The sequence below is a fragment of the Amycolatopsis rifamycinica genome, assembly GCF_000695625.1.
Lineage (GTDB): Bacteria > Actinomycetota > Actinomycetes > Mycobacteriales > Pseudonocardiaceae > Amycolatopsis > Amycolatopsis rifamycinica.
In genome coordinates, this window is record NZ_JMQI01000073.1 from 187,292 (window position 1) to 199,405 (window position 12,114).

8 protein-coding genes are annotated in these 12,114 nt (G+C 70.2%); 7 read left to right on the forward strand and 1 reads right to left on the reverse strand.

Going from position 1 to position 12,114, the window contains the following annotated elements:
* The first annotated feature begins 105 nt into the window (after positions 1-105).
* From DV20_RS35745 to DV20_RS35765, 5 genes are all read left to right on the forward strand, one after another.
* The gene (locus DV20_RS35745) at positions 106-1,842 is read left to right on the forward strand and encodes a thiamine pyrophosphate-binding protein (RefSeq protein ID WP_200876562.1); all 1,737 of its coding nucleotides are present in this window, start codon (positions 106-108) and stop codon (positions 1,840-1,842) included.
* A gap of 14 nt (positions 1,843-1,856) precedes the next feature.
* Positions 1,857-3,086 (forward strand): formyl-CoA transferase, encoded by a 1,230-nt coding sequence (frc, locus tag DV20_RS35750; protein ID WP_043787718.1) that lies wholly within the window; start codon positions 1,857-1,859, stop codon positions 3,084-3,086.
* A gap of 1 nt (position 3,087) precedes the next feature.
* Entirely contained in the window at positions 3,088-5,214 is a 2,127-nt protein-coding gene (locus DV20_RS35755; protein ID WP_043787721.1) for an acetate--CoA ligase family protein, read from the forward strand.
* A gap of 105 nt (positions 5,215-5,319) precedes the next feature.
* A complete protein-coding gene (locus DV20_RS35760; RefSeq protein WP_051736263.1) occupies positions 5,320-6,699 on the forward strand; it encodes an OFA family MFS transporter in 1,380 nt (459 codons plus the stop codon).
* A gap of 52 nt (positions 6,700-6,751) precedes the next feature.
* Entirely contained in the window at positions 6,752-8,131 is a 1,380-nt protein-coding gene (locus DV20_RS35765; protein WP_043787722.1) for an OFA family MFS transporter, read from the forward strand.
* Positions 8,132-8,141: 10 nt separating this feature from the next.
* On the opposite strand, the gene DV20_RS35770 is transcribed toward DV20_RS35765, so the two are convergent.
* Positions 8,142-8,939 (reverse strand): GntR family transcriptional regulator, encoded by a 798-nt coding sequence (locus tag DV20_RS35770; protein ID WP_051736264.1) that lies wholly within the window; start codon positions 8,937-8,939, stop codon positions 8,142-8,144.
* Between the two features lie 252 nt (positions 8,940-9,191).
* On the opposite strand from DV20_RS35770, the gene DV20_RS35775 reads away from it, so the two are divergent.
* Entirely contained in the window at positions 9,192-10,181 is a 990-nt protein-coding gene (locus DV20_RS35775) for a 2-dehydropantoate 2-reductase (protein ID WP_043787723.1), read from the forward strand.
* Positions 10,182-10,193: 12 nt separating this feature from the next.
* Positions 10,194-12,113, forward strand: a complete 1,920-nt coding sequence (locus DV20_RS35780; protein ID WP_043787725.1) for a molybdopterin oxidoreductase family protein — start codon at positions 10,194-10,196, stop codon at positions 12,111-12,113.
* Position 12,114 lies beyond the last annotated feature (1 nt).

The following is a 12,114-nucleotide window of genomic DNA, read 5'->3' on the forward strand; positions in this document are numbered from 1 at the left end:
CGGTATGCAATCTACAGTCTGCCGCGAAGGGGTCGCTGACCTCGGAAAAGGCGACACGCACCGCCGGACAGGAGAGATCCGGCGGCGGACCAGAGGAGTTGAGCCATGGCGCTGACCACGACCGGCACCACCGCGGGGGAGAGTGCCGCAGCGACGAACGGCGCCGAGCCCGCGCCCGCCGGGATATCCGGCGGCCACCTGGTGGCCAAGGCGTTGAAGGCCGAAGGGGTCGACACGATCTTCACCCTGTGCGGTGGCCACATCATCGACATCTACGACGGCTGCGTCGACGAAGGCATCGAGGTCATCGACGTCCGCCACGAACAGGTCGCGGCGCACGCGGCCGACGGCTACGCGCGGATCACCGGCAAGCCCGGTTGCGCGGTGGTCACCGCCGGGCCGGGCACCACCGACGCGGTCACCGGCGTCGCGAACGCGCTGCGCGCGGAGAGCCCGATGCTGCTGATCGGCGGCCAGGGCGCGCTGACCCAGCACAAGATGGGGTCCCTGCAGGACCTCCCGCACGTGGACATGATGACGCCGATCACCAAGTTCGCCGCCACCGTGCCGCACACCGCCCGGGTCGCCGACCTCGTCAGCATGGCCTTCCGCGAGGCCTACGCCGGCGCGCCCGGACCGTCCTTCTTGGAGATCCCGCGGGACGTCCTCGACGCGCGCGTACCGCTGGAGCACGCCCGGATCCCCGAGGCCGGCCGCTACCGGGCGTCGACGAAGAACGCGGGCGACCCCGCCGACGTCGAGAAGCTCGCCGACCTGCTGGTGCACGCCAGGAAACCGGCCATCCTGCTCGGCAGCCAGGTCTGGACCACCCGGGCGACCGGCCCGGCGACCGAGCTCGTCCGGACGCTGAACATCCCGGCGTACATGAACGGCGCCGGCCGCGGCACGCTGCCGCCGGGCGACCCGCACCACTTCCAGCTCTCGCGCCGGTACGCCTTCGACAACGCCGACGTCATCGTCATCGTCGGCACCCCGTTCGACTTCCGGATGGGGTACGGCAAGCGGCTGTCGAAGGACGCCACCGTCGTCCAGATCGACCTCGACTACCGCACGGTCGGCAAGAACTGCGACGTCGACCTCGGCATCGTCGGCGACGCCGGCCAGGTGCTCGCCGCCGTCGCCGAGGCCGCGTCCGGCCGCACCGACAACGGTGCCGTCGGCCGCAAGACCTGGCTCGAAGAACTCCAGGCCGTGGAGGAGAAGGCCAAGCAGAAGCGGCTGCCGCTGCAGCACTCCGACGCGCGCCCGATCCACCCGTACCGGCTGGTCCACGAGATCAACGAGTTCCTCACCGAGGACTCGATCTACATCGGCGACGGCGGCGACATCGTCACCTTCTCCGGCCAGGTCGTCCAGCCCAAGTCGCCCGGCCACTGGATGGACCCCGGTCCGCTCGGGACGCTCGGCGTCGGCATCCCGTTCGTCATGGCCGCCAAGCACGCGCGCCCGGACAAAGAGGTCGTCGCGCTCTTCGGAGACGGCGCCTTCAGCCTCACCGGCTGGGACTTCGAGACGCTGGTGCGGTTCGACCTGCCGTTCGTCGGGATCGTCGGCAACAACTCGTCGATGAACCAGATCCGCTACGGCCAGGCCGCGAAGTACGGCCCGCGGCGCGAGCGCGTCGGCAACACCCTCGGCGACGTCCGCTACGACGAGTTCGCCCGGATGCTCGGCGGCTACGGCGAGGAGGTCCGCGACCCGGCCGACATCGGGCCGGCGCTGCTGCGGGCGCGGGAGTCCGGAAAGCCGTCGCTGATCAACGTCTGGGTCGACCCCGACGTGTACGCCCCCGGAACCATGAACCAGACCATGTACAAGTGAGCGGAGGCCAAGGCATGGGCAAGGCACTGGAGGGCGTCCGCGTCCTCGACATGACGCACGTGCAGTCCGGTCCGTCGTCGACGCAGCTGCTCGCCTGGCTCGGCGCGGACGTGATCAAGCTCGAAACCCCCGGCCGCGGCGACATCACCCGCGGGCAGCTGCGCGACCTGCCGGGCGTGGACAGCCTCTACTTCACGATGCTGAACGCCAACAAGCGCAGCATCACGCTCAACATGAAGAGCCCCGAGGGCAAGGGAATCTTCGAGAAGCTCGTGTCCGGAGTGGACGTCCTGGTGGAGAACTTCGGCCCGGGCGTCGTCGACCGGTTCGGCTACCCGTGGGAGACGCTGGCCGCGCTCAACCCGCGCCTGGTCTACGCCTCCATCAAGGGGTTCGGCCCCGGCCGCTACGCCGGCTTCAAGGCCTACGAAGTCGTCGCGCAGGCCATGGGCGGCGCGATGAGCACCACCGGCTTCGAGGACGGGCCACCGACCGCGACCGGCGCCCAGATCGGCGACTCCGGCACCGGCATCCACCTGGTGGCCGCCATCCTCGCCGCGCTGTACCAGCGGACCTCCACCGGCCGCGGCCAGCGCGTCCAGGTCGCCATGCAGGACGCCGTGCTCAACCTGTGCCGGGTCAAGCTGCGCGACCAGCAGCGGCTCGCCCACGGCCCGCTCGGGGAGTACCCGAACGACCAGTTCGGCGACGAGGTCCCGCGTTCGGGCAACGCCTCCGGCGGCGGCCAGCCCGGCTGGGCGGTGAAGTGCGCGCCCGGCGGACCGAACGACTACATCTACGTGATCGTCCAGCCGCCCGGCTGGGCCCCGCTCGCCCGGCTGATCGGCAAGGCCGAGCTGGCCGACGACCCGGCCTGGGCCACCCCCGAGGTCCGGTTGTCCAAACTGGACAAGATGTTCGCGCTCGTCGAGGAGTGGACCGAGAAGCACACGAAGTGGGAAGTGATGGAGAAGCTCAACGCCCGCAACATCCCGTGCGGCCCGATCCTGTCCACCAAGGAGCTCATCGAGGACGAGACGCTCGCCGAGCTCGGCTCGGTCGTCGAGGTCGAGCACCCCGAGCGCGGCACCTTCAAGACCGTCGGCTGCCCGCTCAAGCTGTCCGACTCGCCGGTGGAGATCCACCGGTCGCCGCTGCTCGGCGAGCACAACGACGAAATACTGACCGAACTCGGATACAGCGAAGCGGAACTCGGCGAGTTCCGCGCGGCGGGGGTGATCTGACGTGGCGGATCGTGCGGCGGTCGAACGGATCCTCGGACAGGCGGCCGCCGAAGGCCGGACGTCGCTGACCGCGCCCGAGGGGCGTGCGGTCTGCGAGGCCTACGGCATCCCGACCCCCGCCGAGCGGCTGGCGGCGACGGCTGCGGAGGCGGTGGCCCACGCCGAAGACATCGGGCTGCCCGTGGTGCTCAAGATCGTCTCGCCGGACATCCTGCACAAGACCGAGGCCGGCGGGGTGCTCGTCGGCCTGCGCGACGCCGCGGCGGTCAAGGCCGGCTTCACGAAGATCGTCGAGAACGCGAAGGCGTACCACGCCGGAGCCCGGATCCTCGGCGTCCAGGTGCAGCAGATGCTCACCGGGGGCCAGGAGGTGATCATCGGCTCGGTCACCGACCCGACGTTCGGCAAGATCGTCGCGTTCGGCCTCGGCGGCGTGCTGGTGGAGGTGCTCAAGGACGTCACCTTCCGGCTCGCGCCGACGAGCACCGAAGAAGCCCGGTCGATGGTCGACGGTATCCAGGCGGCCGAGATCCTCCGGGGCGTCCGCGGCGCGGATCCGGTCGACCGCGACGCCCTCGCCGCCGTGATCACCGGGCTCGGCGAGCTGGTCACCGACTTCCTGCAGCTGTCGGAAGTGGATCTGAACCCGGTGCTCGCCACCCCCGGCGGGGCCACCGCGGTCGACGTCCGGATCCTGGTCGACCCGGACGCGGCGAAGGAGCCGCACCGGTTCACCCGGGAGGAGATCCTCGCCTCGATGAACCGGATCATGAAACCGGCGTCGGTCGCGGTGATCGGCGCGTCGGCCGAAGCCGGGAAGATCGGCAACTCGGTGCTGAAGAACCTGGTCGACGGCGGGTACGCCGGGGAAATCCACCCGATCAACCCCAAGGCCGCCGAGATCCTCGACCGCAAGGCCTACGCGAGCATCACCGACGTGCCCGGCGACGTCGACGTCGCCGTGTTCGCCATCCCGGCGAAGTTCGTCCCCGCGGCGCTGGAAGAGGCCGGGAAGAAGGGCGTGGCGGGGGCGATCCTCATCCCGTCCGGCTTCGGCGAAACGGGCAACATCGCACTGCAGGACGAGGTCGTGGCGATCGCCCGCAAGCACGGCGTGCGCATCCTCGGCCCGAACATCTACGGCTACTACTACACGCCGGAGAACCTGTCGGCGACATTTTGTACACCGTATGACGTCAAGGGCGGCGTGGCGCTGTCGTCGCAGAGCGGCGGCATCGGGATGGCGATCCTCGGTTTCAGCCGGTCGGCGAAGATGGGCGTCTCCTCGATCGTCGGCGTCGGCAACAAGGCCGACATCGACGAGGACGACCTGCTCACCTTCTTCGAGCAGGACGACAACACCCAGCTCGTCGCCATGCACCTCGAGGACCTCAAGGACGGCCGGGCGTTCGCGGAGACGGCGAAGCGGGTCTCCCGGCGCAAGCCCGTCGTGGTGCTCAAGGCCGGCCGGACGTCGCAGGGCGCGAAGGCGGCCAGCTCGCACACCGGCGCGCTGGCCGGCGACGACAAGGTCTACGACGACATCCTCCGCCAGAGCGGCGTGATCCGGGCGCCCGGGCTGAACGACATGCTCGAGTACGCCCGCGGCATCCCGCTGCTGCCGACGCCGAACGGCGAGAACGTCGTCATCATCACCGGGGCCGGCGGCTCGGGCGTGCTGCTCTCGGACGCCTGCGTCGACAACGGGCTCGACCTGATGGCGATCCCGCCCGACCTCGACGCGGCGTTCCGGAAGTTCATCCCGCCCTTCGGCGCGGCCGGCAACCCGGTCGACATCACCGGCGGGGAACCGCCCTCGACCTACCGCAACACGATCGCGCTGGGCCTCGAGGACGACCGCGTCCACGCCCTGATCCTGGGCTACTGGCACACCATCGTCACCCCGCCGATGGTGTTCGCGGAACTGGTGTCCGAAGTGGTCGGCGAGTACCGCGCGAAGGGCATCCACAAGCCCGTCGTCGCGTCGCTCTCCGGCGACGTCGAAGTGGAGGAAGCCAGCGACTACCTCTACGACCACGGCGTCGTCGCCTATCCGTACACGACCGAGAAGCCCGTGGCCGTGCTCGGCGCGAAGTACCGCTGGGCGCGGGCCGCGGGCCTGCTCTGAACGTCTCCGCAGGGGCCGGCCGACGCACCAGGAAAGGACGAAGATCCACCGCACGGACGATGGCAGCAGAGGGACATGAGTCAACGGTGACGAAAGAGAACTCTTATGACCGCAGCCACGTATCAGGAGATCACCGACAAGAACGGAAGAGTCTACCGGGTCGGTGAGTCCGACCGGGACATCATGGGCAGGCCGCGGTGGACGATGGTCGTCCTGCCCTGGGTGGCCATGATGGCCATCAGTTCATCGGAATACGCGTTCACTTCGGCCGAGGACACATTGTCCGCGGCGCACGGCTGGCACGGCGCGCACATCTTCTGGTTGCTGGCCGTCTGGGTGTTCTTCCAGGCCGCGGTCGCGTTTCCCGCGGGCAAGATGCGGGAGAGCGGCCGGCTGTCCGCCCGGTCGGCGATGCTGCTCGGCGCGTTGGGCACCGTGCTCGGCTACCTGGCGCTGGCCTACGCACCGAGCGTCTTCTGGGCCTACCTCGGCTTCGGCCTCTTCGGTGGCGGCGGCGCCGGGTTCGTCTACGCGACCTGCATCAACATGGTCGGCAAGTGGTACCCGGAGCGCAAGGGCGGGAAGACCGGGTTCGTCAACGGCGGGTTCGCCTACGGTTCGGTGCCGTTCATCTTCATCTTCACGAACTACCTCGACCTGGGCAACTACGGCGCCATCCTGCCCGCGGCCGGGCTCTTCCTGGCCGGGGCCGTCGCGGTCAGCGGGCTCTTCTTCCGCGACCCGCCGAAGAACTGGTGGCCGGCGCACGTCGACCCGCTGAAGGTGCCGGACGACCCGCGCGTGCGTCGGGCGCTGGCGAAGAACCCGCCCGCGGTCCGGCAGTTCACCCCGCGGGAGGCGGTCCGGACCGGGATGCTGCCGCTGATGTGGATCTGCCTGCTGTGCACGGCGGGCGTCAACATCTTCGGCATCTCCGCGCAGGTTCCGTTCGGCAAGGAGATGGGCTTCGCGGGCGGCATCGTCGCGCTGGCGATGAGCCTCAAGGCGGTCATCAACGGCGCCGGGCGCGGGGTGATCGGCTGGATCTCCGACCGCTACGGACGGCGGCAGACGCTGCTGCTGGTCTGCGTGGTGCTGGGGCTGGCCCAGATCGCGGTGTACCTGTCCGGCTCGATCGGGAGCATGCCGCTGTTCCTGCTGGCGTCGATGGTCTCCGGGTTCGGCGGCGGGGCGATCTTCCCGCTGTTCGCCGCGCTGACCGCCGACTACTTCGGCGAAAACAACAACGCCAGCAACTACGGCCTCGTCTACAGCTCGAAGCTCGTCTCCGGGATCGTGGGCGCCGGCCTCGGGAAGCTGGTCATCGACGGGTGGGGCTACGGCGCCGCCTTCTCCCTGGCCGCCGGGACGAGCCTGCTCGCCGCCGGACTCGCCCTGTTCCTGCGCCAGCCGGGCCGCAAGCCCGGCGGCATGCGTCACGGGCTCGCCGAAACCGAGCTCGTCGCGCGGCCCGCCACCGGCTGACGGCCGGCACCGCAGTGAAGGGACCCGAGCCGGCGGAGGGAAGAGATCGCTCATGACCACAATGCGGTACCAGGAGATAGTCGACGAGAACGGACGCGTGTACCGGGTCGGCGAGACCCCGCACGACATCATGGGGCGCTCGCGCGGCTGGATGGTCTGGCTGCCCTGGATCGCCATGATGGCGGTCAGCGTCTTCGAGTACGGCTGGGGTGCCGTGGAGGGCACCCTGGAGCAGAAGTACGGCTGGACGCTGTCGGACGCGTTCTGGCTGGCCAGCATCTGGGCGGTGTTCCAGGCCGCGGTGGCGTTCCCGGCCGGGCGCCTGCGGGAGAAGAACATCGTGTCGGCGAGGACGGCGATGCTCGCCGGCGCGGTGTGCAGCGCGGTCGGCTACTTCACCATTTCGCACAGCGGCAACCTCGTGCTGGCGTTCGCCGGCTATTCGGTGCTCGGCGGCATCGGTGCCGGGCTGGTGTACGCGACCTGCGTCAACATGGTCGGCAAGTGGTACCCCGAGAAGCGCGGGGCACGGACCGGGTTCGTCAACGGCGGCTTCGCCTACGGTGCCGTCCCGTTCATCTACGTGTTCGCGGCCTTCCTCACCCCGGCCAACTATTCGGTGATCCTCGACGTCATGGGCGTGTACATGCTCGTCGCCGTCGGGATCTGCGGGTGCCTGTTCAAGGACCCGCCGAAGAGCTGGTGGCCGAAGGAGGTCGACCCGCTCGCCTGGGTCCGCGACCGGCGGTCCACGACCGGGGGACTGGCAAAGAACCCGCCCGCGGTGAAGCAGTTCTCGCCGATGGAGGCGGTCCGGACCGGGATGCTGCCGCTGATGTGGGTGTGCCTGGTGATCATCGGCGGGGTTTCGCTGTTCGGCATCAACTTCCAGGTGCCGTTCGCGAAGGTGAGCCACTTCGGCGCGTTCGTCGCCGCTTCGTCGGCCGGCGTGCTGGCCATCGTGAACGGCACCGGTCGCGCGGTCGTCGGCTGGGCGTCGGACAAGCTCGGGCGGCGGCCGACGCTGACACTGGTCCTGGTCGTCGCGGCCGTCGCGCAGTTCGGCGTGCTGTACGCCGGGAACACGCACAACCTGGTGCTGTTCATGGTGTTCGCGTTCCTGACCGGCTTCGGCGGCGGCGCGTTCTACCCGCTGTTCGCCGCGCTGGTGCCGGACTACTTCGGCGAGAACAACAACGCGTCGAACTACGGCCTGGTCTACAGCGCGAAACTGGTCGGCGGTGTCGGCGGCGGCGGACTCGCCGCCGGGGTCATCAGCGTGTGGGGCTACACGGGCGCCTACCTCCTCGCCGGGTGCATCGCGCTCCTGTCGGCGGTGCTGACGCTGTTCCTGCGCCAGCCCGGCCGGAAGCGCCACCAGCTCGCCGAAACCGAGCTGGTGGCGCGACCGTCGGCCGCTGCCGACGGCTGACCCGCCGGTTTCAGCGGCGCTCGATCCCGCCGGGGGTCCGGGGACTTGCCCCCGGCGGGGTCGGGGGCTCGGCGTCAGAAGACGCGGCCGGGCGTTCGTGGTAGGCCTGGCGGGTGCGTTCGGTGTGCTTGGCCATGATCTTCTCGGCAGTGTCGGCGTCCTGGGCGGCGATCGCCTTGATGAGCTCTTCGTGCTCGTTCCACGCGTCCCGCCCGCGAGGCCGGGCGATGGGCGTGTAGTACCAGCGGACCCGGCGGTCGACGAGACCGATCAGCTCCGCCAGCACCTTGTTCCCGGACAGTTCGGTGATGAACGCGTGGAGGGCGGCGTTGGCCGCGACCAGCCCCTCGGTGTCCTCCTTGGCCAGCGCCTTGATCCCGGCCTGCTGCAGTTCGTGCAGGCGGAAGACGTCCGCCGGCTTCGCGTTGCCGGCGGCGAGCTTCGCGGAGTGCGTCTCCAGCACGCTGCGGACGCTCAACAGCTGATCGGCCTCCTCGTCGGTGGGGAGGTGGACGAACGCGCCCTGGGCGGGACGGAGGTCGACCCAGCCTTCGCTCTGCAGCCGCTGCAGGGCTTCCCGGACCGGCTGCCTGCTGACGCCGAGGTACTCGGCGAGGTCGGCCTCCACCAGGTGCTGCCCGGGTTCGAGGGTGCGGTTGACGATCAGTTCGGCGAGGGCCTCGTAGACGACCTGCCGCAGCGGCGCGGGCCGCTCGACGCGCTTGGCGGGGGTCGAGCTGAGCGAGCCCTTGGCCGTGCGGCGGCCGGTCGGGCCGCGTTCGGGCAGCGGGGATGCGGGCTGGCTCACGGGACACCTCGACTCGGGGAGGAAAGCGGTGATCTGCCACCAGGATACAGGTTTTGGTATGCAAAATCCCGGAACTCACCCGCAGGCGGGGACTTCGGCCGATGTGGATCAGCGACGACCGGGCGAAGTGACCCATGGTGTCCGGTTTGTCGCTCTTCGCTGAGCCGCCCGGGTGGCCGTGCCGGAAAAGCTGGTCCCGTCGGTGGATCCAGGATACTGTATGCAATACCTCGTCGACCTGGGAGGCGCGTGATGAAGGTGGCTGTTCTCGGGGCCGGGGCGATCGGCGCCTACGTCGGGGCCGCGCTGCACCGCGGCGGAACCGAGGTGCACCTGATCGCCCGCCGGGCCCACCTCGCGGCGATGCGCGAGCACGGCGTCCGGGTGCTCAGCCCCCGCGGTGACTTCACCGCGCACCCCCACGTGACGGACGACCCCGCCGAGGTGGGCGAGGCCGACTTCGTGTTCCTCGGCCTGAAAGCCCACTCCTACGCCTCCTGCGGTGAGCTGCTCGCGCCGCTGCTCGGCCCGGAGACGGCGATCGTGGCCGCGCAGAACGGCATTCCGTGGTGGTACTTCCACGGCCTGCGGGGGCACCCGCTCGAAGGGCGGCGGATCGAGACCGTCGACCCCGGCGGCTCGGTGACGGCGGTGCTCGGGCTGCGGCGGGCGATCGGCTGCGTCGTCTACTGCTCGACGGTCATCGAGGAGCCGGGCGTCGTGCGGCACCTGGAGGGCACCCGGTTCTCCCTCGGCGAGCCGGACGGCGAGATCTCGGCGCGTGCCAAGGTGCTCAGCGCGGCGATGATCGCCGGCGGGCTCAAGGCGCCGGTCGAAGCGCGGCTGCGCGACGACATCTGGATCAAGCTGATGGGCAACGTCGCGTTCAACCCGCTCTCGGCGCTGACCCGGGCGACCATGGCCCAGATGTGCGAGCACCCCGACACCCGCGAGCTCGTCGCCACGATGATGACCGAGACACTGGCCATCGCCCGCGCGGCCGGCGCCGACCCGCGGATCTCCGTCGAGAAGCGCATCGACGGCGCCTGGCGCGTCGGCCACCACAAGACGTCGATGCTGCAGGACCTCGAAGCCGGCAAGCCCCTGGAGATCGACGCGATCATCGGCGCGGTCGTCGAGCTGGCCGGCCTGACCGGCGTGCCCGCGCCCGCCCTGCGGTACGTCCACGCCGCCGTTTCGCTGCTCGACCACACCAGCAAAGTCCCCGTCGGGTCGCACTGACCGGAGGTCACCGTGAAGCGCAGGAACACCGAGCCCTACGTCCGGCTCACCCGGCCCCTGGTGCGTGATTCCGGCGTGCTGCGGCCGGCCACGTGGGCCGAAGCCCTCGACCGGGCCGCCGCCGGGATCCGCCGCACCCTCGACGGCAAGGGGCCCGAGGCGTTCGGGATGTTCTCGTGCGCCCGCGCCACCAACGAGATGAACTTCGTCGCGCAGAAGTTCGCCCGCGCGGTGATCGGCACGAACAACGTCGACTCGTGCAACCGCACCTGCCACGCGCCCAGCGTCGCCGGGCTGGCCCGCGTGTTCGGCAGCGGCGGCGGCACGTCGTCCTACCAGGAGATCGAGGACGCCGACGTCATCGTGATCTGGGGCGGCAACCCCCGCGAAGCGCACCCGATCTTCTTCCACCACGTCCTCAAGGCCGTCCACAAGGGAGCGAAGCTCTTCGTGGTCGACCCGCGGCGGACCAGCACCGCGAGCTGGGCGCACCGGCAGCTGCAGCTCGAGGTCGGCACGGACATCCCGCTCGCGCACGCCATCGCGCGCGAGATCATCCACTCCGGACTGGCGAACCGGACGTTCGTCGAGCGGGCCACCGAGGGGTTCGCCGAGTTCGCCGCCTCGGTCGAGCCCTGGACGTTGGAGGTCGCGGAGAAGACGACCGGTGTGCCGGCCGGGCTCATCCGCGAGCTGGCCCACACCTACGCCCGCGCCGACCGCGCGCAGCTGTCGTGGACCCTCGGCATCACCGAACACCACAACGGCACCGACAACGTCTTGTCGCTGATCAACCTGGCGCTGCTCGCCGGGCAGGTCGGTCGCTACGGCGCCGGGCTGAACCCGTTGCGCGGGCAGAACAACGTCCAGGGCGGCGGCGACATGGGTGCCATCCCGGACCGGCTCCCGGGCTTCCAGGACGTCCTCGACGCGGACGTCCGCGCCAAGTTCGACACGGCGTGGGGCTCGTCGATCCCACCGCACCGGGGCCTCAACCTCACCCAGATGCTCGACGCGATGGAACGCGGCGACCTGACCTGCGTGTACATCATCGGCGAGAACCCCGTGCAGTCCGAAGCGGACTGCGAGCACACGATCAAGCGGCTGGCCAACGTCGACCACCTCGTCGTCCAGGACATCTTCCTCACCAAGACCGCCCAGCTCGCCGACGTGGTGCTGCCGGCGACGGCGGCCTGGTGCGAGAGCGACGGCACCTTCACCAACTCCGAGCGGCGGGTCCAGCGCGTCCGCAAGGCCCTCGAACCCCCGGAAGGCGCGCGCGACGACATCGAGCTGCTGTCCGAGCTCGCCCGCCGGCTCGGGCACGACTGGCACCACACCGGCGGCGAAGAGGTCTGGGACGAGCTGCGGTCGCTGTCCCCGATGCACGCGGGGATGTCGTACGCGCGGCTCGAAGAGCTCGGCGGCATCCAGTGGCCGTGCTACTCCGAGGACACCCTCGAACCGACGTTCCTGCACGCGCGGCTGTGGGCCGAGGACCCGGCCGAGCGCGGCCGCCCGGCGCCGTTCACGGTGCTCGAGCACAGCCCGCCGGTCGACCTGCTCACCGAGGAGTTCCCGATCCGGCTCACCACCGGGCGGCGCCTGGACTCCTACAACACCGGCGTCCAGTCCGGTGGGTTCCCCTCGCCGCTGCGCCGGGGGGAGACCCTCGACCTGTGCCCGGAGGACGCGCGCGCCCTCGGCGTCGAACCCGGCGAACTGGCCCGGATCTCGTCGCGGCGCGGGGAGATCGTCGCACCCGTGCGGCTGGACGACGGGCTGAAGCCCGGCCTGGCCTTCATGACCTTCCACTTCCCGGACGAGGTCGACGTCAACGTCATCACCATCGAAGCCACCTGCCCGATCGCCGGGACCGCCGAGTACAAGGCCGCGGCCATCCGCGTCGACAAGCTGCCGGTGGAGGTCTGAC

Excerpts from the sequence above, each read along its gene's own strand:
- DV20_RS35745 (WP_200876562.1), top strand. The coding sequence starts at position 106 with ATGGCGCTGACCACGACCGGCACCACCGCGGGGGAGAGTGCCGCAGCG.
- frc (WP_043787718.1), top strand. The coding sequence starts at position 1,857 with ATGGGCAAGGCACTGGAGGGCGTCCGCGTCCTCGACATGACGCACGTG.
- DV20_RS35760 (WP_051736263.1), top strand. The coding sequence starts at position 5,320 with ATGACCGCAGCCACGTATCAGGAGATCACCGACAAGAACGGAAGAGTC.
- DV20_RS35765 (WP_043787722.1), top strand. The coding sequence starts at position 6,752 with ATGACCACAATGCGGTACCAGGAGATAGTCGACGAGAACGGACGCGTG.
- DV20_RS35775 (WP_043787723.1), top strand. The coding sequence starts at position 9,192 with ATGAAGGTGGCTGTTCTCGGGGCCGGGGCGATCGGCGCCTACGTCGGG.